This is a genomic window from Azospirillum melinis (assembly GCF_013340935.1).
Classification (GTDB): Bacteria; Pseudomonadota; Alphaproteobacteria; order Azospirillales; family Azospirillaceae; genus Azospirillum; species Azospirillum melinis.
The window spans coordinates 1-24,915 of the sequence record NZ_WHOS01000085.1 but is presented as its reverse complement, the minus strand read 5'-3'; the positions used below and the strand labels follow the sequence as shown (position 1 = coordinate 24,915).

18 protein-coding genes are annotated in these 24,915 nt (G+C 68.4%); 7 read left to right on the top strand and 11 right to left on the bottom strand.

Annotated elements, in window-relative coordinates:
- Nucleotides 1-557 precede the first annotated feature (557 nt).
- A complete protein-coding gene (locus tag GBZ48_RS33150; protein ID WP_174474920.1) occupies nt 558-1,436 on the top strand; it encodes a GNAT family N-acetyltransferase in 879 nt (292 codons plus the stop codon).
- 52 nt (nt 1,437-1,488) lie between these two features.
- Here GBZ48_RS33150 and GBZ48_RS33145 read toward each other — a convergent pair whose 3' ends face one another.
- On the bottom strand, nt 1,489-2,121 hold the full coding sequence (locus GBZ48_RS33145) for a TetR/AcrR family transcriptional regulator (protein WP_343049769.1): 633 nt from the start codon (nt 2,119-2,121) through the stop codon (nt 1,489-1,491).
- 98 nt (nt 2,122-2,219) lie between these two features.
- On the opposite strand from GBZ48_RS33145, the gene GBZ48_RS33140 reads away from it, so the two are divergent.
- Nucleotides 2,220-2,933, top strand: a complete 714-nt coding sequence (locus tag GBZ48_RS33140; RefSeq protein WP_174474918.1) for a DAPG hydrolase family protein — start codon at nt 2,220-2,222, stop codon at nt 2,931-2,933.
- Between the two features lie 10 nt (nt 2,934-2,943).
- Here the strand turns inward: GBZ48_RS33140 and GBZ48_RS33135 are convergent, their stop codons facing one another.
- The 4 genes from GBZ48_RS33135 to GBZ48_RS33120 form a co-directional block, all read right to left on the bottom strand.
- Nucleotides 2,944-3,870: a LysR substrate-binding domain-containing protein gene (locus GBZ48_RS33135; protein WP_246307627.1), complete on the bottom strand. Its 927-nt coding sequence runs from the start codon at nt 3,868-3,870 to the stop codon at nt 2,944-2,946.
- Nucleotides 3,871-3,893: 23 nt separating this feature from the next.
- Nucleotides 3,894-4,904 carry a sodium-dependent bicarbonate transport family permease gene (locus GBZ48_RS33130; protein ID WP_174474917.1) on the bottom strand — a complete coding sequence of 337 codons (1,011 nt, stop codon included), beginning with the start codon at nt 4,902-4,904 and terminating at the stop codon, nt 3,894-3,896.
- 142 nt (nt 4,905-5,046) lie between these two features.
- Nucleotides 5,047-5,319, bottom strand: a complete 273-nt coding sequence (locus GBZ48_RS33125) for a GNAT family N-acetyltransferase (protein WP_174474916.1) — start codon at nt 5,317-5,319, stop codon at nt 5,047-5,049.
- 101 nt (nt 5,320-5,420) lie between these two features.
- Nucleotides 5,421-6,185 carry an RluA family pseudouridine synthase gene (locus tag GBZ48_RS33120; protein ID WP_174474915.1) on the bottom strand — a complete coding sequence of 255 codons (765 nt, stop codon included), beginning with the start codon at nt 6,183-6,185 and terminating at the stop codon, nt 5,421-5,423.
- A gap of 402 nt (nt 6,186-6,587) precedes the next feature.
- Here GBZ48_RS33120 and galU point away from each other — a divergent pair, with 402 nt between their 5' ends.
- From galU to GBZ48_RS33095, 5 genes are all read left to right on the top strand, one after another.
- Nucleotides 6,588-7,457 (top strand): UTP--glucose-1-phosphate uridylyltransferase GalU, encoded by an 870-nt coding sequence (galU, locus tag GBZ48_RS33115; RefSeq protein ID WP_174474914.1) that lies wholly within the window; start codon nt 6,588-6,590, stop codon nt 7,455-7,457.
- 202 nt (nt 7,458-7,659) lie between these two features.
- Nucleotides 7,660-8,991 carry a UDP-glucose dehydrogenase family protein gene (locus GBZ48_RS33110; protein ID WP_174474913.1) on the top strand — a complete coding sequence of 444 codons (1,332 nt, stop codon included), beginning with the start codon at nt 7,660-7,662 and terminating at the stop codon, nt 8,989-8,991.
- A 39-nt stretch (nt 8,992-9,030) separates the two neighbouring features.
- A complete protein-coding gene (gene pgmG / locus GBZ48_RS33105) occupies nt 9,031-10,431 on the top strand; it encodes a phosphoglucomutase/phosphomannomutase PgmG (RefSeq protein ID WP_174474912.1) in 1,401 nt (466 codons plus the stop codon).
- A gap of 798 nt (nt 10,432-11,229) precedes the next feature.
- Nucleotides 11,230-12,333 (top strand): sensor histidine kinase, encoded by a 1,104-nt coding sequence (locus GBZ48_RS33100; RefSeq protein WP_343049768.1) that lies wholly within the window; start codon nt 11,230-11,232, stop codon nt 12,331-12,333.
- 13 nt (nt 12,334-12,346) lie between these two features.
- Nucleotides 12,347-14,794: an EAL domain-containing protein gene (locus tag GBZ48_RS33095; RefSeq protein WP_174474911.1), complete on the top strand. Its 2,448-nt coding sequence runs from the start codon at nt 12,347-12,349 to the stop codon at nt 14,792-14,794.
- Nucleotides 14,795-14,827: 33 nt separating this feature from the next.
- Here GBZ48_RS33095 and GBZ48_RS33090 read toward each other — a convergent pair whose 3' ends face one another.
- The 6 genes from GBZ48_RS33090 to gntR form a co-directional block, all read right to left on the bottom strand.
- Nucleotides 14,828-15,955, bottom strand: a complete 1,128-nt coding sequence (locus GBZ48_RS33090; RefSeq protein WP_174474910.1) for an ABC transporter permease — start codon at nt 15,953-15,955, stop codon at nt 14,828-14,830.
- Nucleotides 15,956-15,958: 3 nt separating this feature from the next.
- Nucleotides 15,959-18,781 carry a ribosome-associated ATPase/putative transporter RbbA gene (gene rbbA / locus GBZ48_RS33085; RefSeq protein WP_174474909.1) on the bottom strand — a complete coding sequence of 941 codons (2,823 nt, stop codon included), beginning with the start codon at nt 18,779-18,781 and terminating at the stop codon, nt 15,959-15,961.
- Nucleotides 18,778-20,010 (bottom strand): HlyD family secretion protein, encoded by a 1,233-nt coding sequence (locus GBZ48_RS33080; protein ID WP_246307626.1) that lies wholly within the window; start codon nt 20,008-20,010, stop codon nt 18,778-18,780. The genes rbbA and GBZ48_RS33080 overlap by 4 nt, the downstream gene beginning before the upstream one ends.
- Entirely contained in the window at nt 20,007-21,623 is a 1,617-nt protein-coding gene (locus tag GBZ48_RS33075; protein ID WP_174474908.1) for an MBL fold metallo-hydrolase, read from the bottom strand. Before GBZ48_RS33075 ends, GBZ48_RS33080 begins: the two co-directional genes overlap by 4 nt.
- 186 nt (nt 21,624-21,809) lie before the next feature.
- The gene (locus tag GBZ48_RS33070) at nt 21,810-23,315 is read right to left on the bottom strand and encodes a thymidine phosphorylase family protein (RefSeq protein WP_174474907.1); all 1,506 of its coding nucleotides are present in this window, start codon (nt 23,313-23,315) and stop codon (nt 21,810-21,812) included.
- A gap of 119 nt (nt 23,316-23,434) precedes the next feature.
- A complete protein-coding gene (gntR, locus tag GBZ48_RS33065) occupies nt 23,435-24,499 on the bottom strand; it encodes an HTH-type transcriptional regulator GntR (RefSeq protein ID WP_174474906.1) in 1,065 nt (354 codons plus the stop codon).
- Nucleotides 24,500-24,915: the final 416 nt, after the last annotated feature.

Here is a 24,915-nt window from a genome sequence, read left to right as displayed (position 1 = left end):
CCTACAGCCCACCGGTCGAGTTCGAGGAAAATTTCCCGCCACCAGGGCCGGGCGGCCGCCCGGCCCTGGTGGCCTGACCAATCCGGAACAATTTAACAAGCGTCTCAACTTCGGGGGGCGGTCCAAGTGTGGAACAGAAATCCGGGTGTGTTCCACTGTCTCATCAAAGGTGAAGCCGTTGGCGGGAAACGCAGATCGGGGGAGTGGCGTCCGGCGGGGCATGGCGGATCCTGACCGGCAGTGGCGAGGATGATAGTCCTATCACGGTTGTCGCGGCTTGGGGAAAGGGTGGATGAAAATTGCGGGTGGAACTCCCTCTCCCGTACCGGGAGAGGGAAGGGGTGAGAGAGATGCGCTACGTGGCTCTGTTCGGGGGCGGCGGGTACGCGATGCTTGAGGATCCTCGCCATGCATCCCCCTCACCCTAACCCTCTCCCCGGGGGGGAGAGGGGACTTTGGCCATGTCGCTGGATCGTCCTCATTTCGCCCCGGATTGCGTTGCAGCGATGCTGACGGTTAGGCTCTCGGTCGCAGCGGATCGTTCGAAGGGGGCGGAGATGGAACGCAGCGAGGGGCAGGGGACCGGCGGCTATCGGGTCCGCGTGATGAGCCGGGCCGAGCTGGATCTGGCCGTCGAGTGGGCGCGGCTGGAAGGGTGGAACCCCGGCCTGCACGATGCCGGCGCCTTCCATGCCGCCGATCCGGCCGGCTTCCTGGTCGGGCTGCTGGACGGGCAGCCGGTGGCCTCGCTGTCGGTGGTCCGCTATCCGGGGAATTTCGGTTTTCTCGGCTTCTACATCGTGCGGCCGGAGGCGCGTGGGCGCGGCTATGGCTGGACGCTGTGGCAGGCGGGGCTGCGCCATCTGGAGGGCTGCACCGTCGGGCTCGACGGCGTGGTCGCCCAGCAGGAGAATTACCGCAAATCCGGCTTCGCCCTGTCCCACCGCAACATCCGTTTCGGCGGCGTCCTGCCGGAGGGCGGGGCCGGCGGGACGAGGCTGGTGGACGCCCGGATCGTGCCCTTCGACCGGCTGACGGCCTTGGATGCCGCGCTGTTCCCGGCCCCGCGCCCCGGCTTCCTCGCCAACTGGATCGCCCTTCCCGGTGCAACGGCGCTGGCGGCGCTGGGTGACGGCGATGTGACGGGCTTCGGGGTGATCCGGCCCTGCCACGACGGCTGGAAGATCAGCCCGCTCTATGCCGCGGACGCGACGGTCGCGCGGGATCTGCTGCTGGCGCTGGGCCGGGCGGCCGGGGCCGGGAGCAGGGGCGGCCCGGTGTTCCTCGACGTGCCGGAACCGAACACGGCTGGGGTGCGGCTGGCGGAGGCGTTGGGGCTGTCGCCGCAGTTCGAGACGGCGCGCATGTATCTGGGGCCGGCTCCGGCGGCCGAGCTGGGGCGGGTGTTCGGGATCACGAGCTTCGAGCTGGGGTGAGGGGAGGCGGCTGGCGCAGCGCCCCCTTTTGCTTCGGCCGGGCCGGGCAGGCCTATAGTTTCAGCAGGTCGAGTGCCGCGCGCACGCGGGGGCGGATGTCCCAGGCCGGCTGCGGCTCTGCGATCCCGATGGCGATCTGCCGCAACGGCTCGGCGACGACCATGGACAGGATGAGATCTGCCGCCAGGACCGGATCGGCCAGGGTGAGGACGCCACGTGAGCGGTGGCGCGCGAGCCAGTCGGCCAGCATGCGGCGCGACCGCTCGATGCCGTTGCGGCCGTAGATCGCCAGAACCTCGTTGCGCGCCGGCAGGTCGTTGACGAGGACCCGGAAGAGCCCGACGGCCTCCGCGGTCAGAACCCGCTCCGCGATCAGCACCAGAATGGTTTCGAGCAGGCAGGCCGCCTCGGCGGGATCCGCGGCTTCGGCCTCGAAGGCCGGGGGCAGGCTGTCGGTCCAGTTGCCGACGATGAGCCCGACCAGCTCCTCGCGGTTCGCGGCGAACCGGTACACCGTTTTCTTGGCGACCCCGGCCTGCTGCGCCACCGCCTCCATCGTCATGCCCGAATATCCCTGGCTCAGGATCAGCCGGGTGGCGGCCCCGGCCACCTTCCCGCGCAGCAGATCCTCCGACAGCGGCGGCCGGCCGCGCGGTTTCTGCGGTTTGGGCGTGGCGTCCGGCACCGAAATCTCCGTTTGACAAAGCTGCCTGTCTGACATACCCGGTATTTAGGAAACGATCAACGTTTCCTAAATAGACCAGCCATTGCGAGGACACCATCATGACCGGACATGCGGAGCGTTCCCCGGATGCCGCCCGAGCGGGCATCACCCACATCGACGATTTGCTGAACCCGGCGCCGGTCCGCCTGGAAACCGGCATCAGCCGGCTGGAAAGCGGCGCGCTGGTCGTCGCCGTGCGGACCGACCTTCACGGCTGCAAGGGGCGGATGCTCGACTGGTGGTTCAAGCAGTTCGACACCACCCGGCACCTGCACTGGTGGCATCCGCTCGACCATGTCGAGCATCGCGGCTGGGACCGGCACTGGCGGAAAGGGGAAAACTACATCGGCGCGACCATCCGTGCGGTCGAGGCGCTGGGCGACATTCCGCCGGTCTCCGCGGTCATCAAATTCCACGATCCGGCCGAGCTGTTCGCTCCGGAAGCTTACCGTATGGCGGTGGCGGGCGGGCGGGTGTCCGCCGCGGTCTATGCCCGGATCGGTTTCGGCGACGATGTGGCGCTCGACGCGGACGGCGACCCGCTGGACGGCCAGATGGTCCATGTGGCGCGCGACACCAGCTATGGAGCCGTGCTGAGAAGCCGCTTCATTCTCGGCCAGACGGGGAAGGCGGCCGGGCACGAGCTTCCCGACGCCATCGGTTTCGGGCTGCTCCAGCACTGCTACACCGAGTTCAGCTATCTCGCGAAGCTGCTGCCGTCGCTGTACTGGGGCGACCGGGCGAACCGCGGAGACGTGCCCCTGCTGTGGTGAGAAGAGCCTCTCACCCCGCAACACTCCTGTCGGCCGTTCTCTCCGCCGTCCTTTCCAGCGAGCGGACGATGTGCTCGGCCAGCAGGTCCACCGCCTTGGGCAGCGGGCCGGGCTGGCGGTAGAGGGCGGTTTCGATGTCGGGCAGGTCGGGCAGGCCGTGTTCGGCGTTCACGATGTGGAAGCCGGGGGCCAGCATGTCCTTCGGCAGGATGGTCACGCCGAGCCCGGCGGTCACCGCCGCCTTGATGCCGGCGAGGCTGGGGCTGGTGTAGGCCATGCGCCAGGGGCGGCCGTGGGCGTCCAGCGCGTCGATGGCGCGCTTGCGATGAATGTCCGGCGCCGGAGCGAGGACCAGCGGGACCGGGGCGCCCGCGTCGAGGATCAGCCGGTCCGACGCCACCCAGAACAGCGGCTCGCGCCAGACCCGGACGCCCCCGGCCGGTCCCTGCGGCTCCCGCTTGCACAGCACGAGGTCGTATTCGCCGCGGGCGAAGCGGTCGAGCAGGTTGACGGTGAAGTCGCACTGCACCTCCAGCGCCACCTGGGGGTGGGCACGGGAGAACCGCCACAGCACGTCGGGCAGATGGGCGGTGGCGAAATCCTCCGGCGTGCCGAGCCGCACCACGCCGCCCACCTCCGGCTCCATCAGAAGGGCGCAGGCCTCGCCCGCCATGCCCAGCAGGCGGCGGGCGTAGGTCAGCAGGACCTCGCCGTCGGGGGTCAGGTCCAGGCCGCGGCCCTCGCGCAGGAACAGGCGCTTGCCCAGCCCGTCCTCCAGCCGCTTGATCTGCAGGCTGATGGTGGACTGGGTGCGGCCCAGCCGCTCCGCCGCCCGCGTGAAGCCGCCGCTGTCCACGATGGTCACGAAGGTGCGCAGCAGGTCGAGGTCGAAGGGCGGCAGCGGAGCGGGCATGGCAGACGGAGGGGCGGGCGGCATGGCGGTGGTTCCGGCTCGGCCGGTCAGGTCAGCACCGCCCGGCTCAGTGCGAGGTAGAGTGGAATACCGACGAGGATGTTGAAAGGAAATGTGATGCCCAGCGACAGCGGAAGCGACAGGCCGGGCTCCGCCGCCGGCAGGGCGTGGCGCAGCGCCGCCGGCACCGCGATGTAGGAGGCGCTGGCACACAGCGTCACCAGCAGGGCGGCGTCGCCGAGGCCGAGCCCCAGCGAGGCGGCGGCGGCAAGGCCGATGACCGCGCCGGCCAGCGGCATGACGATGCCGAAGGCGATCAGCCGCGGGCTGAGCGACACCGCTTCCCGCAGCCGGGAGGTGGCGAGATAGCCCATCTCCAGCAGGAACAGGCAGAGCACGCCGTCCCACGGCGCGATGAACAGGCCGTGCAGGCTTTGCAGTCCGGGCTTGCCGATGACCAGCCCGACCAGCAGCGACCCGGCCAGCAGCAGGACCGAGCCGTTGAAGGCGGCCTCGCGGATGGCGCCCTTGATCGAGCCGCCCTGGGCCGGCCCACCGTCGCCGAGCGGGACCGACAGGCTGCTGCTGCCGCCCGCCGCCACGCCGGACACCATGCCGGCGGCGCCCGCCAGCAGCAGGCCGCTGACGATGGCCGGACCCTCCATGATCGCCAGCGCCGCGACCATGTGGCCGCCGAAGGTGACGCCCTGGCTTTCCAGCAGCTTGGTGGCGGTGACGAAGGTGACGAGGCTGACCGAGCCGTAATGGGCGGCGATGGCGGCCGCATTGACCTGATCCAGACCGACCGCCGAGCGCAGCAACCCGAAGCCGAGCACCGGCATCAGCAGGCTGAGCAGGCCTGCGGTCAGCAGCAGCGGCAGCACCGCGCCGACATCGGCGCCAGCCAGCGCCACGCCGCCCTTCAGGCCGATGGCGACCAGCAGATAGGCGGCAAGCGCCTTGCCGAAGCCCTCCGGGAACGGAATGCGCGCCCCGGTAAGCGCGATGGCGGCACCGAGGCCGAAGAACAGAACCGGTGCCGACAGCAGCGTGTCCATGATGGAACTTCCCTCGTCTTGATCGTCTCGGGCATTGCCGCACTGCGGCAATCCATGGGGGACGCTAACGGGGCATTTTCCTCATGGGAAATTGATAGTTTTCAGCGATTCCATTGATTTTCTCAATGGAAGGCGGCCGGCCTTAGGCCAGCAGGTCGTCCTGCCGGTTGCGCCGCATCCACAGGGCGGCGTAGCTGCACAGCGGGACGATCTTCAGCCCCTCGGTACGGGCGGTCGCCACCACGCCCTCCATCAGGCGGCCGGCGGCACCGGTGCCGCGCAGCGAGGGCGGGGCCTCGACATAGGAAATCACCAGGGTCTGGCCGTTGCGGCGGAAGTTGGCGAACACCGTCTGGGCGCCGACCGCCAGTTCGAACCGGTTCATCGCGCGGTTGTCTGTGACCGCCTGTGCCATGCCTTGCTCTCCATCGGTTGTGGGGCTTGCTCCCTTCAACAGGTGGGATGCGAAGAAGAGGTCGGCAGCCCCCCTTTTTCGCGGCTTCTCACTCGCCCCCTTTACTCCCCTCGCCAGCCGCAGGCGGACAGCGCGTCCCGCATATGCTCCGGCGCCGGGGCGACGGCGCTGACGGGGGGGTATTCGAAGGCCATGCGGAAGGCGACGGAGCGGGCCAGCAGATGCAGGTTGCCGGGGGGCCGGCGCTCGGGACCGTAGAAGGGCTCGCCCACCAGCGGGCAGCCGATGGCGGCGCAATGGACGCGGATCTGGTGGGTGCGGCCGGTGCGCGGGCGAAGCTCCAGCCAGGACCGGCCGTTGCCGGTGCCCAGCACCCGGTAGTCGGTGACCGCCGGCTGGCCGGCCGGGTCGGGCAGGATGGTCCAGGAGGAGCGGCCGAAACCGGCGGCGGACTTGGGTTCGATCCGCTTCAGCAGCGGCAGGTCGATGACGCCGGTTTCGGTCTCCGGGATGCCCTCGGCCACCGCCCAGTAGGTCTTCCCGACATGGCCGGCGGCGAACATCTGGCCCAGCCGCTTCAGCGCCCAGGACGTACGGCCCAGGATCAGGCAGCCGGCGGTGTCGCGGTCGAGCCGGTGGGCGAGCTTCGGCGGCTCCCCGTCCGGCTCCGACAGATGGGGCAGGTACAGTTCCAGATGGTCGGTGATGCGCCCGGCCTTGTGGACGGCCAGACCGGCCGGCTTGTCGATGACCAGGCACAGCTCGTCCCGGTGCAGCACGCGGGCGCGCAACTGCTCCGCGGTGAGCGAGCCGGCGGTAAGCTTGTCCTGAGTCGGGGGAGTCGGGGTAAGCGAGTCGGGGATCATGGCCGGCACCATGACCGTGGACGCCCCCTTCGTGCAAGTATTCGCAATAAAACGTCATACGGAAAGTTCGTTGTGGAAGCCATGGCGCCGTACAGGCAGCGGCACGGTGTCGCGCCGGTGGAATCCGCCGCTTTTCCAGGCGTTCCCGCCTATGAGAAAGGTTTGGTGCCGGCCTGGACGTAACGGATAAAGATCGGCTTGATTGAGGAGTTTCAGCCGGTTTTCATTTGATTTCGGCCTCTAGGACTAGCCTTTTGCCCGGTCTCGGAAGGTTTGTTGCGCAGTGACGGAAGGCGTGGCAGAAAGCCGGAACCACGGTCGTGCTTCCGCAGGCTTCGCTTGCGGTCGGGTGCCGCCGTGGAACCATGGATTTGACTTCGCCTCAACCACAAGAGACGTCCAATGCGGAAACCCGTGCGCAAGGTGGTGTTCCCGGTCGCCGGTCTCGGCACGCGCTTCCTGCCGGCCACCAAGGCCATCCCGAAAGAGATGCTGCCGCTGGTCGACCGCCCCCTGCTGCAGCACGCCGTCGAAGAGGCGCGCGCCGCCGGCATCGAGGATTTCGTTTTCGTCACCGGCCGCTCCAAGCGCGCCATCGAAGACCATTTCGACGCCGACACCGAGCTGAACCGCACGCTTGAAGAGCGCGGCAAGATGGACGCGCTGGAAGAGGTCCGCCACAGCGAGATCGCTCCCGGCCGCTGCTTCTACACCCGCCAGCAGGTTCCGCTGGGCCTCGGCCATGCCGTTTGGTGCGCCCGCGCCCTGATCGGCAACGACCCGTTCGCCATCGTGCTGCCCGACGACTTCGTCCAGGGCAAGACCCCCTGCCTGAAGCAGATGGTCGAGGCGTACGAGGAGGTCGGCGGCAACGTCGTCGCCGTCGTCGACGTGCCGCGCGAAAAGACCAGCAGCTACGGCATCCTCGACGTCGAGAAGGACGATGGCCGTCTGGCCACCGTCCGCGGCCTCGTCGAGAAGCCGAAGCCGGAAGAGGCGCCGTCGACCCTGTCGATCATCGGCCGCTACATCCTGCAGCCGGAAATCTTCGACCATCTGGAAAAGCAGCAGCGCGGCGCCGGCAACGAAATCCAGCTGACCGACGCCATGGCCAACCTGATCGGCAACCAGCCGTTCCACGGCCTGCGCTTCGAAGGCACCCGCTACGACTGCGGCGACAAGGTCGGCTTCATCGAGGCGACGCTCGCCCACGCGCTGAACCGGCCGGACATGGCCGACAAGGTGCGTGCCATGCTGCGTAAATATTGCTGACCGACGGGCAGCATGCCTGACGCGGTGCCCGCCCCCGTCCCCTGATCCGGACGGGGGCGGGCGCATGCGTTTGGACTGCATTTCAATAAGAGCCGGCCAGAGTCGAAAAGGCCGGCCGTGAGGAACGCCGCGCGGCGAAGAGCCGCCAGGGCATCCCGAAACATACAGGTTTTCCTTTTTTCAAGGACATGAGGGGGACGCGATGCGCATTGCGATGATCGGCACGGGCTATGTCGGCCTGGTCTCCGGCGCCTGCTTTTCCGAATTCGGCGTGCACGTCACCTGCGTCGACAAGGACGCCGGCAAGATCGAGCGGCTGAAGAACGGCGAGATTCCGATCTACGAGCCCGGCCTGGACGACCTCGTCGCCCGCAACGTCGCCGCCGGCCGCCTGTCCTTCACCATGGACCTGAAGGAAGCGATGCAGGGCGTCGACGCCGTGTTCATCGCGGTCGGCACCCCGTCGCGCCGCGGCGACGGCCATGCCGACCTCTCCTACGTCTATGGCGCCGCCGAGGAGATCGCCCAGCATCTCGACCACTACACGGTGGTGGTGACGAAATCGACGGTCCCGGTCGGCACCGGCCGCGAGGTCGAGGCGATCATCCGCCGCGTCCGCCCCGAGGCCGAGTTCGACGTCGCCTCCAACCCGGAATTCCTCCGCGAAGGCTCGGCCATCGGCGACTTCATGCGGCCGGACCGCGTCGTCATCGGCGCCACGTCGGACCGCGCGGGCGAGGTGATGCGCCGGCTCTACCGGCCGCTCTACCTGATCGAGACGCCGATCGTGGTGACCTCGCTGGAGACGGCGGAGCTGACCAAATACGCCGCCAACACCTTCCTGGCCGCCAAGATCACCTTCATCAACGAGATCGCCGATCTCTGCGAGAAGGTCGGCGCCAACGTCCATGACGTGGCGCGCGGCATCGGGCTGGACGGCCGCATCGGCAAGAAGTTCCTGCACCCCGGTCCGGGCTATGGCGGGTCCTGCTTCCCGAAGGACACGCTGGCGCTGGTCCGCACCGCCCAGCAGGTCGGCAGCCCGCTGCGCATCATCGAGACGGTCGTCGACATCAACGACAAGCGCAAGAAGCAGATGGCCGAGCGCATCATCGCCGCCTGCGGCGGGTCGGTGGACGGCAAGACCGTCGCGGTGCTGGGCGTCGCCTTCAAGCCGAACACCGACGACATGCGCGACAGCCCGTCGCTCGACATCGTCCCGGCGCTTCAGGCGGCCGGCGCCCATGTGCGTGCCTTCGATCCGGCGGCGATGCACGAGGCGGAAAAGCTGCTTCCCGGCGTGGAATGGGCGAAGGACGCCTACGGCACCTTGGAAGGGGCCGATTGCGTCGCTATTCTCACGGAGTGGAACGAATTCCGCGCGCTCGACCTGCGTCGGGTCAAGTCGATGCTGAAGCGGCCGGTGATGATCGACCTGCGCAACATCTACAACCCCGAGGACATGGCGAAGGCCGGCTTCACCTATACCTCCATCGGCCGGCCGTCGCCGGCCGGCGGGATGGACCGTGGCTGACGGTCCAAAGACGGCGTCCAACAGAGGACTAACGAGACGATGAGCGAAGCCCATACCTTCCACCCCACGGTGCTGCGCGAGTACGACATCCGCGGCATCGTCGGCAAGACGCTGACCCCGGCAGACGCCCGCGCGGTCGGCCGCTCCTTCGGCACCGTGGTGGTGCGCAAGGGCGGCAAGACGGTCTGCGTCGGCTATGACGGCCGTCTGTCCTCGCCGGAGCTGGAGGAGGCGCTGGTCGAGGGGCTGGTTTCCACCGGCCTGCACGTCCTGCGCATCGGGCTCGGCCCCACGCCGATGCTGTATTTCGCCACCCGCGACCGCGAGGCGGCGGCCGGCATCATGATCACCGGCTCGCACAACCCGCCGGACTACAACGGCATCAAGATGATGCTGGGCAAGGGTCCGGTCTATGGCCAGCAGATCCTGGAACTCGGCACCATGGCGGCGAAGGCCGACTGGGAGCAGGGCCAGGGCTCGTCGGAGAAGATCGACGTCCAGGACGAGTATGTCGCCCGCCTGCTGAAGGACTATGACGGCACGCGCGACCTGAAGATCGCCTGGGACGCCGGCAACGGCGCGTCGGGCGAGATCCTGCGCCGCCTGACCGCCAAGCTGCCGGGCACGCATGTCCTGCTGTTCGACGACATCGACGGCAACTTCCCCAACCACCATCCGGACCCGACGGTCGAGGCCAATCTGGTCGACCTGAAGACGGCGGTGGCGGAGCATGGCTGCGACATCGGCATCGGCTTCGACGGCGATGGCGACCGCATCGGCGCCATCGACCACAAGGGCCGCGTGGTGTGGGGCGACCAGCTGGTCGCGCTCTACGCCGCCGACGTGCTGAAGAGCCATCCGGGCGCCACCATCATCGCCGACGTCAAGGCCAGCCAGGCCCTGTTCGACGAGATCGCCAAGCATGGCGGCAACCCGCTGATGTGGAAGACCGGCCACTCGCTGCTGAAGGCCAAGATGGCCGAGACCGGGTCGCCGCTGGCCGGCGAGATGTCGGGCCACATCTTCTTCGCCGACAAGTGGTACGGCTTCGACGACGCGCTCTATTGCGGCGTGCGGCTGGTCGGGCTGGTCAGCAAGCTGAACACCACGCTGGCGGCATTGCGCGACGGCCTGCCGGACATGGTCAACACGCCGGAGACCCGCTTCCAGATCGACGAGGAACGCAAGTTCGCCGTGGTCGAGGAGGTCAAGGGCCGCGTCAAGGCGTCGGGCGCCAAGGTCAACGACATCGACGGCGTCCGCGTGACCACCGACGACGGCTGGTGGCTGCTGCGCGCGTCCAACACCCAGGACGTGCTGGTGGCCCGCGCCGAGTCCTACAGCACGGAAGGGCTGGAGCGGCTGAAGGGCGCGCTGATCGAGCAGCTGGTGGCGTCGGGGCTGAGCGCGCCGTCCTTCGAGGGCGGCGGGTCGCACTGAGGCATGGTGGGTGGGGGGCATCGGCTGACGAATGCCCCCCTCTACGATCAAGGCCTGGTTTTGTCTTTGAAGCAGCTCCCGAATGAAATCGGGAAGATCCCAGCGTTTTTTGCGACACTTCTCTCTGAACACCTCATCTAGGCCAGCCGCGACCCCGGTGAAGGTGAGGCGCAGCGCCGCAAGGCCGATGCGGTCCACCAGCCGCTTGGTCATCCGGCGATCTGGACCGAACGCCTCGTGCCGGTCGTAGCCGGTCCGGCCGCAGCCCCGGCAGAGAAAGTGCTGCCGCGCCCACTCGATCAGCGCCCTTTTGCCGTGGATCGGGAGTGTCGCGAAGCCCCCCCCTGTGTCTTCGTGCCGTTGGCGACCATCGGGCCGCCGGCACAGCAGGGACAGGCGTCGAGCGCCCGGCGGCGCAGAAAAGCTCTGCTCGCAGCCCTCGTCGAAGCCATCGTCACATGACCGACGACCCAACACCCCGGAACCCAACAAGAGCCTTTCGGATTTGATGGCCTTGGCAAGAGCGTGCCAAGGAATGGAGGGCCCTGCCCCCGATCCTCAACACGACAGCAGGGGAAACGGATCAAGTCCGTCGGCTTTGGCGAGCAACCCTGATGGACAACCGGAAGAAACCGCTCTACCGTAGGCTATCACTCACGAAAAATTCTTCATGTTTTCTGTGGGTATGGGGTTTCTGTATTGTTTCAGCATTGAAACCTGTGGCCTACCATTGAATGTATGCCGTTTCCCCGGCGTTTGGAACGTCGCGGGTCGGTCCGGCGGTATGGCACGGGGTCCGTGAAGCGTTTCTGGACGGCGTCGGAGGACGACACCATGCTGGAGGACAGCCCGCTTTCCGAGGAAGCGAAACGGGAAGCCGTGGAACACGCGTTGCGCAAGAGCGAGGAGCGTTTCCGGCTGGTCGTGGAATCGGCGCCCAACGCGATGGTGATGGTGAACAGCCGGGGCATGATCGAAATGATCAACGCCCAGGCCGAGCGCGTCTTCGGCTACACGCGCAGCGAACTGCTCGGGCAGCCGGTGGAGATCCTCGTCCCCACCCGCTTCGCCGGGCATCATCCGGGGATGCGGACCCAGTTCTTCGCCAATCCGCAGTCGCGGCCCATGGGGGCCGGGCGGGATCTCTACGGATTGCGCAAGGACGGCAGCGAGTTTCCGGTGGAGATCGGCCTCAACCCGATCGAAACCGAAGAGGGCACGATGGTCCTGTCGGCGATCGTCGACATTTCCGACCGAAAGCAGAAGGAAGAGAAAATCCAGCAGGCGCTGAAGGAGAAGGACATCCTCCTCGCCGAAATCCATCATCGGGTGAAGAACAACCTTCAGATCATCGGCAGTCTGCTCGATCTTCAATCGTCGCGCATCACGGACAGGCAGGTTCTCGACATGCTGCGCGACAGCCAGTCGCGCATCCGCTCGATGGCTCTGATCCATCAGACCCTGTACCAGTCCAAGGACTTCGCGCGGGTCGATTTCGCCAATTTCCTCGACGCGCTGGCGCCCACCCTGATCGCCTCCTATGGGGTGGACCCGGCGCGGATCACCTTGTCCCTCGACACGGTCGGGGTCCAACTGCCCATCAACACGGCCATTCCCTGTGGCCTGATCATGAACGAACTGATTTCGAACGCCCTGAAGCATGCCTTCCCGGACGACCGCCGGGGCGTGATCACCATCCGGTTGTCCAGGGACACGCCTTCGGAGGTTTCCCTTCGGGTCAGCGACGACGGGGTCGGGCTGCCACCCGCGCTGGACGCCGCGAAGACCGAAACCCTTGGGCTTCAACTCGTCAACTTGCTGACGCAGCAGCTTGGCGGTGCGCTGACGATCCAGCCCGGCCACCCGACCAGCTTCCTGTTGCGGTTCCCATCGGACGAATGAGTGGAGGCGATCGGTGTCGAAGGCCAGAATTCTGGTTGTCGAGGACGAGCGCATCGTCGCGCTTCATTTGCAGCAGCGTCTGAAGCTGCTGGGCTATGACGTGACCGCCCCGGCGGCGTCCGGCGTGCAGGCGCTGGCCTCCATCCGCGACGAGCGGCCCGACCTCGTCCTCATGGACATCCACATCGAAGGGCCGATGGACGGCATCGACACCGCCCGGGAAATCTCCAGGACGTCCGACACGCCGGTCATCTACCTGACCGCCTATTCCGAACAGGCGACGCTGGAGCGCGCCCGCGCCACCAGACCCTATGGCTATCTCGTCAAACCCTTCAGCGAAAGGGAGCTGCACGCAACCATCCAGATGGCGCTGGAACGCCGCGACGCCGACCTGGTGGTCCGGCGAAGCGAGGAGCGGCTGCTGCTGGCCCTGGAGGCCGCCGATATGGCGTCCTGGGAACTGGACGCGACCACGAAATCCGTTCTGCATGTCGGCAACTCCCATCGCTTCTTCGGTCATCCGCAGGAGGTTCTGGCCGGGGCGTGGGACGGTTTCCTGGCGCGGGTGCACGACGAGGACCGTCATCAGGTCGATCGGGTGTTCAGCCACACCTCCGATCACGGCGGCCTGTGTTCGACCGAATTCCGCAGCGTCCATCCCGACGGCACGCTTCACTGGCTGAAGATCCAGGGGAAACTTTTCACCGGCAACGTCGACGGGAAAAGCCGCATCATCGGCGTCATCCAGGATATCACGGAAAGGCGAAGGACCGAGGTCCAGCTTCAGCAGGCGGCCATGGTCTTCGAATCGGCCCACGAAGGCATCCTGATCCTGGACAGGGCGCTCGATGTCATCAATTTCAACCGTGGATACTGCACGATCAGCGGTTGTCAGGACGACGAGATCATCGGAAAGTTCCCTCACATCCTGGACACGTCGCTTGGTACGCCCGTCGACCGGCGCAGCATGATGACGACCCTGGCCGCGGCCGGGCGGTGGCACGGCGAGATCCTCGGCCGCCGCCGGGATGATTCCCTGCTGCCGGTGCTGGTGAACATCGCGTCGGTCTGCGATGCCAAAGGCGACGTCACCCACTATGTCGCGCTGTTTTCGGACATGACGGCCATCCGGCAGGCCCAGGAGCAATTCCAGCATTTGGCGCATTACGACCCGCTCACCGACCTGCCCAACCGCCTGCTGGCGATGGACCGCCTGCAACAGGCCATGAACGCCGCCCTGCGCCGCAACGGGACGGTGGCGCTTCTGTTCATCGACCTCGACCATTTCAAGCGGATCAACGACACGTTGGGACACAGCGTCGGCGACGAGCTGTTGCGGACCGTTGCCAAGCGCATGCGTCTGGCCGTGCGCCAGGAGGACACCGTCGCGCGGTTGGGCGGCGACGAGTTCATGGTGATCGTCGACCGGGTCGAGCAGCCGGTCTGCGTGGCCGAACTCTCCAACCGCATCATCGCGCGGATTTGCGAGCCCATCGCCTTGGCCGGGATCGAGTTCACGGTGTCCGCCAGCGTCGGAATCAGCCTGTTTCCCGACGATGGCCTGACGCAGGACGACCTGATCCGCGCCGCCGACACCGCCATGTACGTGGCCAAGGATGACGGGCGCAACCGCTTCGCCTTCTACACCAAGGAGATGACCCGGAAAGCCACCCTCTACATGGAGCGCGACCGCGACCTGAGGCGCGGTTTCGACATGGGGGAGCTGGTTCTGCATTACCAGCCGCAGATCGAGATGGCGAGCGGCGCGGTTCTGGGCGTCGAGGCGCTGATCCGCTGGCAGCACCCGACCGCCGGCCTGTTGGGACCCGACGCGGTGATTCCCATCTCGGAAAAGAGCGGCCTCATCGTTCCCATCGGCGAATGGGTCCTGCGCGAGGCCTGCGCGCAGGCCTGCGCGTGGCGGCGGGCCGGACTTCCCCCGTTGCGGATGGCGGTCAACGTCTCGGCACGGCAGATGAACCCGGACCGTCTGCCGCAGTTCCTGAAGACTCTTCTCGATGAAACCGGTCTGCCCGCCGAGCGGCTGGAGATCGAAATCACGGAAAGCACCTTGCAGAACGGGGACGACTGCCTCGCCACGCTGCTCCAGCTCAAGCGGCTCGGTCTGATGGTGGCCATCGACGATTTCGGAACCGGCTATTCCTGCATGGGGTCGCTGAAGAGCCTGCCGATCGACCGGCTGAAGATCGACCGTGGCTTCATTCGCGACATTCCCGAGGACCGCGACAGCGAAGCGATCACCGAGGCGATCATCGCCATGGCGCACCGCCTGAACCGGACGGTGATCGCCGAAGGGGTGGAAACGCTGGCGCAGCAGGACTTCCTGCGGTCCCGCGGCTGCCGGGAAGGGCAGGGGTATCTCTATGCCCGGCCCATGGCCGCCGCCGCCGTCGCCGCCTTGCTGGCGGAGCGGTGCGGCCTCGCGCCCGACCTGCCGTGACGGCGGCCGCGCCAGCGCGGGAGCGATGGGGCGCTATCTGAAACTCGCCAGATGCCTTCTGAACCGCGCCAGGCTCCAGGCGAAGAACAGAGCGCCGATCCCGGCGGTCGCGGCGAAGCGCGGCCACACCACGTCGAACCCCGCCCCGCGGAACAGGATCGCCTGGGCGAAGGCGACGAAATGGGTCGAGGGTGACAGCTGCATCGCCAGCTGCAGCCAGTCCGGCTCGCTTTCCAGGGGGGTGAAGCCGCCGGACAGCATGTTCATCGGCAGCACGATCAGGATGAACAGCAGGCCCAGCTGCGGCATCGAGCGCGCCACCGTGCCGAGGAAGATGCCGAGCGCGGTCGCGAAGAACAGGTAGAGCGCCGTCCCGGCCAGAAACAGCGGGACCGAGCCGGCCAGCGGCACCGACAGCAGGCCGCGCAGCACGGCATAGAGCGCCACCAGCGTCAGACCCAGGATCACCGCACCGTTCGCCAGCACCTTGGCGGCCATGATCTCGGCCGGGCGGACCGGCATCACCAGCAGATGCTCCAGCGTGCCGTGTTCGCGCTCGCGGATCAGGGCGGCGCCGGCCAGCAGCACCGCCAGCATGGTGACGTTGCTGACCACCGACATGGTGCCGGTGAACCACTTCGTATCCAGCGCCTCGTTGTAGGCGACGCGGAGTTGCAGGCTGACCGGGGCGGCGCTGCCGTCGGCCTCGCGGCGGACGAAGCGGCCGACCTCGTCGTCGACGATGCCCTGGATGGTGCCGGCGCCGATGCCGGCCTGCATCATCGCGGTGGCGTCGATCAGCAGCTGGATCGCCGGGCTGCGGCCGGCCAGCACGTCGGCCTGGAAGTTCGGCGGGATGTCGAGGACGAAGGTGTAGCGGGCGGAATCCATCGCCGGGTCGATGTCGGCATGGCCGATCATCGCCGGGGTCTGGAACTCCGGCCCGTGGAAGCTGGAGGCCAGCCGCTGCGACAGGGTCGAGCGGTCTTCGTCGACGATGGCGATGGCGGCGTTGCGCAGCTCGTGCGAGATGCCGGTGGCTTGGCTGTAGACGGAAAAGGTGAAGGAATAGACGACGAAGCCCAGCATGAAGGCGTCGCGCAGCAGGCTGATCCACTCCTTGCGCGCCAGTGTCAGGCTGTTGCGGAGGAAGCGCGTCATCGTTCAGCGCTCCTGTTTCGGCAGGAAGGCGACGCCGAGCGCCAGGAAGACCGGGATGAAGGCGGCGGTCGCCAGGATGAAGGGGATGAGGTCGGCCAAGGCGAGGCCCTTGGTGAAGGCGCCGACCGAGAGTTTCAGGAAATGGGTGGTCGGGAACAGCGTGCCGAACAGCCACGCCCCGCCTTCCAGGGTCGCCACCGGTTGCAGCATGCCGGAGAACTGGGTGGCCGGCAGCATGGTGACGATGGCGGTGCCGAACACCGCCGCCGTCTGGGTCGCGGTGAAGACCGAGATCAGCAGCCCCAAGGCCGTCGTCGCCACCACATAGACCAGCCCGCCGAGCAGCAGCCCCAACAGGCTGCCCTTCACCGGCACGCCGAACAGGGTGACGGCCATTGCCACCATCAGCAGCAGGTTGAAGGCGGCCAGCCCGATATAGGGCAACTGCTTGCCCAGCAGGAATTCCAGCCGCGTCACCGGGGTGACGTAGAGGTTGGTGATGGAGCCCAGTTCCTTCTCCCGCACCACGCCCAGCGCGGCGAGGATGGCGGGGATGAAGACCAGCAGCAGGCCGATGGTGGCGGGCACCATGGCGTCGAGGCTGCGGAAGGCCTGGTTGTACCGGTAACGCATCTCGAGAGTGGCGGCCGGGGCGGGCAGGGCGATGCCGGACGCCGTGGCGGCATCCTGGATGAAGCGCTGGTGCAGGCCGGCGACGTAGCCATGGATGGTCTCGGCGCGGAAGGGCATGGCGCCGTCGATGCGCACCGCCACCTCCGGGATGCGACCGCGGCGCAGCTCGCGGCCGAAGCCTTCGGGGATCTCGATGGTCAGCGACGCCTCGCCGCGTTGCAGGCGGAGCGCCAAGTCGCGCGCGTCGATGGCCGGCGGGGTGGTGCGGAAGCTGCGGGAGCCGTCGAACTGCTCGATGTAGGCGCGGCTTTCGGGCGAGCGGTCGTGGTCGAGGACGGCGAAGGTCAGGTTCTCGACGTCCATGGTGATGCCGAAGCCGAAGACCAGCATCAGCAGGACGGTGCCGAGCAGGGCGACGGTCAGGCGGACGGGGTCGCGGCGCAGTTCGAGCGTTTCGCGCCATGCGTAGGCGAGCAGGCGTCGGCGGGAGAGGGGGGAGGATTCCCTCTCCCGCCCCGGGAGAGGGAAGGGGCCCATGGCATCGCCATGGGAAGGGTGAGGGGGAGTGCAAGGAGGGACGCTTGGATCACCCCTCACCTTCCCCACGCCTTCGGCGCGGGTCCCCTCCCTCTCCCGGGGCGGGAGAGGGTGATTCTCTTTGGCTTGCACCCCCTCCGCCTGTTCCATGAACCCGATGAACGCGTCGTCCAGGCTGTCGGCCTGCTGTTGGCGGCGCAGCTCGTCGGGCGGGCCGGCGGCGATGACGCGGCCGGCGTTCATGAAGGCCACCCGGTCGCAGCGCGCCGCCTCGTTCATGAAGTGGGTGGAGACGAAGATCGTCACCCCCTGGTCGCGCGACAAAGCGATCAGGTCGCGCCAGAACTGGTCGCGCGCCACCGGATCGACACCGGAGGTCGGCTCGTCGAGGATCAGCAGCTCCGGTTCATGCAGGACGGCGACGGCCAGCGACAGCCGCTGCCGCACGCCCAAGGGCAGCCGGTCGGCCACCGCGTCGATGTAGGGCGACAGGCCGAAACGCCCGGCCAGCGCCGCCAGCCGGGTGTCGGCGTCGGTCAGGTCGAACAGGCGGGCGTGCAGGTCGAGGTTCTGGCGCACCGTCAACTCGCCATAGAGCGAGAAGGCCTGTGCCATGTAGCCGACGCGGCGGCGGCTCTCCAGATCGCCGGCGTCCACCGGCCGGCCGAACAGCCGCGCCTCCCCCGCCGTGGCGGGCAGCAGGCCGGTCAGCATCTTCATGGTGGTGGTCTTGCCGCAGCCGTTGGAGCCGAGGAAACCGAAAATCTCGCCGCGGCCGATGCGGAAGCTGATGTCCGACACCGCGGTGAAATCGCCGAAGCGGCGGGTCAGGCCGATGGCCTCGATGGCGGGTTCGGCACCGGGCGCCTCAGACGGGCGGGGCGGCACGGTCAGGCGCTCGTGGCTGCGCCGGATCTCCTCCGGCAAGAGGGCGACGAAGGCCTCCTCCAGATCGGCGGCGCCGGTGCGCGCCTTCAGCGCGGCGGCGGTGTCGTGGGCCAGCAGGCGGCCGGCATTCATCATGACGACCTGGTCGAAGCGCTCCGCCTCGTCCATGTAGGAGGTGGCGACCAGCACGGTCATGGCGGGGCGGCCGGCGCGGATGCGGGCGATCAGGTCCCAGAACTGCCGGCGGGACAGCGGATCGACGCCGGTCGTCGGCTCGTCGAGGATCAGCAGGTCGGGGTCGTGCAGCAGGGCGCAGCACAGGCCGAGCTTCTGTTTCATGCCGCCTGACAGCTTGCCGGCCGGACGGTCGGGGAAGGGGGCGAGGCCGGTGGACTCCAGGAGGTCGGCGATGCGGCGCCGGCGCTCGGCGGCGTCGAGGCCGAAGAGGCGGCCGAAGAACTGGAGATTCTCGGCGACGCTGAGGTCGGCGTAGAGGTTGCGGCCGAGCCCCTGCGGCATGTAGGCGATGCGCGGCTGGAGCGCGGCGCGGCCATGCCGGTCGGCAACGTCGGTGCCGAGCACGCGGACGCTGCCCTGCTGGATTTTCTTCGCCGTGGAGATCAGGCCGAGCAGGGTCGATTTGCCGACGCCGTCGGGGCCGATGACGGCGACGCTGGTGCCGGGAGCGATGTCGAGCGAGGCGTCCGCCAGCGCCACCGTCCCGCCATAGCGATGCCGAACGCCGGACAGCGAGACGGCGGGAGTCATGATGATACCCTCTCCCGCCCCGGGAGAGGGAGGGGACCCGCCAAAGGCAGGGAGGGTGAGGGGTGACCCAAGGATCCTGGACCGCGTTGCTCTGTGCCTACCCCCTCACCCTTCCCACCGCTTTGCGGCGGGCCCCTTCCCTCTCCCGGGGCGGGAGAGGGTATCTTGCTCTCGGCGAAATCATGCTGTGTGTCCCCCTCTCCCCGGGGGGGAGAGGGGGATAAAGTGGGGGAAGAGGTCGTCTCCCGCGTCAGTTTCGATTCCAGCCAATCGGGCCAGACCGCCTTGTCGTCCAGCTTCACATAGGCCATGCCGGTCAGGCCGGTCTTCACCCGCTCGATGTAGCGGGTCACCAGCGCTTCGGGCACGCGGGCCTTGACGCGGAACATCATGCGGTCGCGTTCGGACTTGGTTTCCACCTGCTTGGGCGTGAACTGGGCGCGCGGCGCGACGAAGGTCACGGCGGCGGGGATCGCGGTGTCGGGAACCGCGTCCAGCAGGATGCGGGCCTCGGCACCCAAAGCGAGGTTGCCCGCCGTGTCGGTCGGCAGGAAGAAGGTCATGTACACGTTCGACAGGTCGAGCAGCGTCGCCGCCTTGCCGCCGGCCGCCAGCACCTCGCCGGGCTCGGACAGGCGGTAGAGCACGCGCGACTTGCGCGGCGCCTTCAGCACGCCGTCGGCGACCAGGGTGGTCAGGCGGTCGACATCGCCGGCCGCGGCGGCAATGGCCTCGTCGGCGCTGGCGAGATGGCTCTTGGCGGCCTCCAGGGCGGCGTCGGCGGTGCGGCGGCTGTTGCGGGCCTGATCGACGCGCTGTTCGGCGACATGGCCCTTGCCGAACAGGATCAGTGCCCGTTCCATCTCCTTGGCGGCGAAGTCGGCCTCGCTGACCCGCTGGGCGACCAGGGCGGTCGCCTCCTCCCGCGCGCGGCGGGTCTGGCGCAGCTGGGCCTCGGCGGAGCGGAGCTGCGCTTCGAGGTCGCGGGTGTCGAGCGTGGCGATGACGGCGCCGGCCTCCACCAGATCGCCTTCCTCTACCGGGATGGTCAGGACGCGGGCGGCGTATTTGGTGGCGATGTCGATCTCGTTCGCCTCGATCCGGCCGTTGCCGGAGGCGAAGCCGGCGGGCAGGCGGTTCCCCTGCATCGCCCGCCAGCCATAGGCGGCCCCGGCGCCGAGGATCGCCAGCAGGGCGACGGCGATGAGAAGTCGCTTTGCGATGGTCATGGCAGGGTCCCTTTCCCGGCGTCTTTCCCAGTGTCGAGCGCGCCCATCACGCCGGCCAGGATGCGGTCGCGCGCCGAATCGTCGGGGGCGGCGTCCAGTGTGCGGCGGAGCGCCAGCAGCGCCTCGGCATAGCGGTTGTGCCAGTCGCGGCCGGCGAGGCCGGCGGCGGCGAGGCGGGGATGACGGTCGGCCGGGGCCAGCGGGCGCGGGGCGGCGAGATCGACGCGGTCGTCCAGCGCCGGCTGGGCGATGCGTTCCGCCGACCAGCCCTTGTCGAGCAGGGCCTGACGGATGGAGGCGCGGGCGGCATCCTCGCCATGGACCAGGAACAGGCCGTGGCCGACCCCGTGGCGGGCCGCCACCCAGTCCAGCAGGGTGGTGCGGTCGGCATGGCCGGAATAGACGTCGATGGAGCGGACCTTCGCCTTGACGGCGATTTCCTCGCCATGGATGCGGACGCGGGGCGTGCCCTCCTGCAACAGGCGGCCCAGCGTGCCGGGGGCCTGATAGCCGACCAGAAGCACGGTGTCCTGCGGGCGCCACAGGCGGTTCTTCAGATGGTGGCGGATGCGGCCGGCGTCGCACATGCCGCTGGCCGCCATGACGATGGCGCCGCTGGCGATGCTGTTCAGGCGCTGGCTTTCGGGCACGCCGCGGACATGATGGAAATTGGCGCGGGTGAAGGGGTCGCCGTCGGTTTGCAAATCGTCGAGATGGCGGCGGAAGACCCCGGTCACCGCGTCGGCGAGGGGGGAGTCGAGGAAGACGTCCACCGCCGGCAGCTGGCCGCTGTCGAACAGGCAGTCGAGGTCGTACAGCAGCTCCTGCGTCCGCTCCACCGCGAAGACCGGGATCAGCAGGACGCCGCCGGTTGCCAGGGCGGTGGACACCTCGGCGCGCAGCACCGCCTGACGCCCGGCCTCGTCCAGGTCGGTGCGGTCGCGGTCGCCGTAGGTGGTCTCCAGCACCATCCAGTCCGGCCGCTCCGGCGCCTCGGCATCGGCATGGAAGCTCTTGCCGCCGGGGCCGAGGTCGCCGGAGAACAGGATGCGGGTGGGTTCGGCGGCGCCGTTTCCAAGGCCATTCGAGACTTCGACCTCGATGGAGGCGGAGCCCAGGATGTGGCCGGCCTGCCAGAAGCGGGCGCGCAGGCCCGGCAGGATCTCGGTCCAGCGGTCGTACTCGACACGGCGGAGCCGGCGCAGGCTGCGGATGGCGTCGTCCTGGGTGTAGATCGCCTGGACCGGCGGACGGCCGCGCTGGCGGTTGCGGCGGTTGAGGCGCTCGACCTCGCCCTCCTGGATGTAGCCGCTGTCGGGCAGCATGTAGTCCAGCAGGTCGACCGTGCCGCCGGTGGCGTAGATGCGGCCGCGGAAGCCCAGCTTCGTCAGCTTGGGCAGCAGGCCGGAATGGTCGATGTGGGCGTGGGTCAGCAGGACGGCACGGATCGCGGACGGATCGAAGGGGAAGGGGCGGTAGTTCAGCTCCCGGATCGTCTTGGTGCCCTGGAACATGCCGCAATCGATCAGCACGTCGCCCGCAGGCGTCGACAGGCGGAAGCAGGAGCCGGTCACCGTTCCGGCGGCGCCATGGAAAGTCAGCGACAGGGACATGGGGTCGGCTCCTTGTTGAATGTTCCCTCTCCCGCCCCGGGAGAGGGAAGGGGCCCAAGCGAAGCTTGGGAAGGGTGAGGGGTTAGGCACGAATCCGTGCGGTTCGGGATTCTTGGAATCCCCCTCACCCTCCCCGCCTTCGGCGGGTCCCCTCCCTCTCCCGGGGCGGGAGAGGGCTTTTGGTTGTCACCCTGCCACCGCCACCCCGCTGTTCTCCGCCGCATGGGCCTGGGCGAAGGTGAAGTCGGCGTTGGTGCTGGCGTGGATGCGGTAGAGCGGCTCGCCCCGGCGCACCGGCTCACCCACCTTGCGCAGCAGGTCGATGCCGGCCCCCTTGTCGGTCGGCGCACCGGCCAGCCGGGCGATGCGGGCGAGGCGGTAGCAGTCGAGCGACGACACCACCCCGTCGGCCGGCGAGGCGACCTCCGCCACCAGCGAGCCCAGCGTCGCCACGGCGGGCGGCGGGCCTTGCATCTCGATGATGCGCTCCATGGCGGCGAGCGCGGCCCCCGACTCCAGCAGCCCGCGCGCCCGGCGGTTCCCGCTGCCGCCGCGGACGGCCGGGTCGAATTCCAGGATGCGGCCGGCCAGCAGCAGGGCGCGCTCCCTCAGGTCGGGGGGGCCGGCGGGGTCGTTGCGCAGCACCGCCATCACGTCGCGCGCCTCCAGCACCGGGCCGATGCCGTGCCCGACCGGCTGCGAGCCGTCGGTGATCGCCACCTCCAGCGTCAGGCCGAGGCGGTCGCCGACATGCTCGAACAGCTTGCGCAGGCGCACCGCCTCGCTTGCGTTGCGGATCTTGGCGCTGGGGCCGACGGGGATGTCGATCAGCAGATGGGTGGAGCCGGCCGCCACCTTCTTCGACAGGATGGAGGCGACCAGCTGTTCGCGCGTGTCGATGGCGAGCGGCCGTTCGACCGAGATCAGGATGTCGTCGGCCGGCGACAGCCGGACATGGCCGCCCCAGACCAGACAGCCCTTGGCTTCGCGCACCAGGGCCTGCATGCGCTCCACCGGCACATCGACGTTCGCCAGCACCTCCATAGTGTCGGCGGTGCCGGCGGGCGACGTGATGGCGCGCGACGAGGTCTTGGGGATCGGCAGGCCGTGGGCGGCGACAATGGGCACGACGATCATCGAGGTGCGGTTGCCGGGGATGCCGCCGATGCAGTGCTTGTCGGCGATGGTGCCGCCGCTGACGCCATCGAGGCTCTGCCAGTCCAGCCGGGTGCCGGCGGCGATCATGGCGCGGGTCAGGCCCAGCACCTCCGCCGTCGTCATGAAGCTGGCGCAGGCGATCAGGAAGGCGGCGATCTCGATCTTGGAGTAACGCTGCTCGGTGATGTCGCGGATGATCGCGGCGAGCTGGCCGTCGGTCAGGGCCGCACCGCCGACCTTGGCGCGCACCAGCTCGAAGCTTTCCGGCGGGGTCGGGGGCACGAGATGGACGGCGGAGCCCGCCGCCAGCCCGAGCTGGCCGAAGGCGGGGTCGGACAGGCCGATCTCGTCGGGACCGACGATGGCGGGGTCGTCGACGACGTTCAGAACCGCCAGCAGGGAGCGGCCATCGTTCCGCACCTCCACCCGGCCCAGCCCGAGGAAATCCTCGACATGGTACCGGGTGCAGCGGCGGTTGAGGAAGGCGACGTTCTCCCGGACGGTGTCTATCGCCAGATGTCGAAGCGTCAGCATGCGCACAGTCTACGCCCGGCCGTGCGCGTCAGCGTCGCCGAGCCTGCGCGTCAGCCATGCCCGTGCTTACGCGCTGCGGTTGATCCGGATCATTGGCGGGGCGGAGGGGCTGTGCTCTGTCACGTGCTTTCCCGCGCGATGAAGGTCAGGCCGAGGTCGAGGCGCCGCTGCGGCGGCTCCTTGCCGTCCATCAAATCGAGCAGCATGGCGGCGGCGTGGCGGCCGATGGCGTAGCGCGGCGTGGCGACGGTGGTCAGGGTCGGCGTGGTCCAGGCGGACGCCGGCAGATCGTTGAAGCCGGCGACGGCAAGCTGGTCGGGCACGCGGATGCCGCGGCGCTGGCACTGGAACAGGGCGCCCTGCGCCAGATCGTCGTTGCAGAAGAAGACGGCGTCGCAGTCGGTGTTCTCCGCCATCAGCCGGTCGATCATCGCCGCCCCCAGATGGATGGAGGACGGGTCGGGCAGGCGCCAGACGCGCGCCTCGTCATACAGCCCGGCTTCCTCCAGCGCGTGGCGGTAGCCGTCGAGGCGGGCCAGCGTGCGCGGGTCGAGCTGCACGGCGACGAAGCCGATGCGGCGGTAGCCGCGCTCCAGCAGGTGGGTGGTCATCAGCCGGCCGCCCTCCTCCTGCGAACAGCCGACGCTGAGGCTGTCGGGGTCGTCCAGCAGCTCCATCATGTGGACGGTCGGGCTGGCGAGCGCCGACAGGTAGGTGCGGGCGACCGCGGTGTGGTCGGTGCCGGTCAGCAGGATGCCGTCGGGCTGGAACTGGAGATAGGTGCGGATCAGCCGCTCCTCCTCCTCCGGCGAATAGTGGGTGACGCCGATCAGGGCGCGGTAGCCGCGCGGCAGCAGCATGTCGTGGATGCCGGCCAGCGTCTCGACGAAGACCATGTTGGTCATCGACGGGATCAGCACCGCCACCGTCATCGACCGCGCCGAGGCGAGCGCGCTTGCGGCCTGATTGGGCACGTAGCCCATCGACTGCGCGGTGTCGAGGATGCGCTGGCGCAGCTCCGGCATCACCAGCTCGGGACGCTTGAAGGCGCGCGACACGGTGATGGCGCTGATGCCCACCCGCTCCGCCACGTCCGCCATCGTCGCGCGGCCGGTGCGCGAGGAGCGCGGCTTGCGCGTCTTGACCGCCGGGGTTGCCGTCCCATCGCCGCCACGGGTCGTCACAGGGCTTCGTCCTTCCGTTTCCGGCCGGCGCGACGGAAGGTCGCGCGGGCTCGCTGGTCACCGGTGTGTATCATACTCGGCAACGGCCGCGTTCCATGCGCAGGCATCCCAATCCTGGGGGCGAAACCTGCAACCCGTGGCCATCTCCAATCAGTTTGTCCGCAACTCAAACAAAACTCTTTACGGCCGTCAAGGTTAGCGCTAACAGTATCGCCACCTCATCCCGGCGTCATCCGCGATTTCCGGCCGACAGGCCGCCGATGTCCTTTTGACCTGATGATGATAGCGCTAACATAATTGTGTCGGTGCGAGGGCCGCCGCGATCCCGGTCAAGGGGGGCGGTGCCGCACCGGTCTTCGGGAACACGAGCCTCATGAACGGTCCCCCCATCCCGCCGTCCCCCGGCATGAACACCA

Excerpts from the sequence above, each read along its gene's own strand:
- pgmG (WP_174474912.1), top strand. The coding sequence starts at position 9,031 with ATGAGCGAAGCCCATACCTTCCACCCCACGGTGCTGCGCGAGTACGAC.
- GBZ48_RS33125 (WP_174474916.1), bottom strand. The coding sequence starts at position 5,319 with ATGGCACAGGCGGTCACAGACAACCGCGCGATGAACCGGTTCGAACTG.
- GBZ48_RS33080 (WP_246307626.1), bottom strand. The coding sequence starts at position 20,010 with ATGACCATCGCAAAGCGACTTCTCATCGCCGTCGCCCTGCTGGCGATC.
- GBZ48_RS33075 (WP_174474908.1), bottom strand. The coding sequence starts at position 21,623 with ATGTCCCTGTCGCTGACTTTCCATGGCGCCGCCGGAACGGTGACCGGC.
- GBZ48_RS33130 (WP_174474917.1), bottom strand. The coding sequence starts at position 4,904 with ATGGACACGCTGCTGTCGGCACCGGTTCTGTTCTTCGGCCTCGGTGCC.
- galU (WP_174474914.1), top strand. The coding sequence starts at position 6,588 with ATGCGGAAACCCGTGCGCAAGGTGGTGTTCCCGGTCGCCGGTCTCGGC.
- GBZ48_RS33150 (WP_174474920.1), top strand. The coding sequence starts at position 558 with ATGGAACGCAGCGAGGGGCAGGGGACCGGCGGCTATCGGGTCCGCGTG.
- rbbA (WP_174474909.1), bottom strand. The coding sequence starts at position 18,781 with ATGACTCCCGCCGTCTCGCTGTCCGGCGTTCGGCATCGCTATGGCGGG.
- GBZ48_RS33070 (WP_174474907.1), bottom strand. The coding sequence starts at position 23,315 with ATGCTGACGCTTCGACATCTGGCGATAGACACCGTCCGGGAGAACGTC.
- GBZ48_RS33110 (WP_174474913.1), top strand. The coding sequence starts at position 7,660 with ATGCGCATTGCGATGATCGGCACGGGCTATGTCGGCCTGGTCTCCGGC.
- GBZ48_RS33120 (WP_174474915.1), bottom strand. The coding sequence starts at position 6,185 with ATGATCCCCGACTCGCTTACCCCGACTCCCCCGACTCAGGACAAGCTT.
- GBZ48_RS33090 (WP_174474910.1), bottom strand. The coding sequence starts at position 15,955 with ATGACGCGCTTCCTCCGCAACAGCCTGACACTGGCGCGCAAGGAGTGG.
- GBZ48_RS33135 (WP_246307627.1), bottom strand. The coding sequence starts at position 3,870 with ATGCCGCCCGCCCCTCCGTCTGCCATGCCCGCTCCGCTGCCGCCCTTC.
- GBZ48_RS33140 (WP_174474918.1), top strand. The coding sequence starts at position 2,220 with ATGACCGGACATGCGGAGCGTTCCCCGGATGCCGCCCGAGCGGGCATC.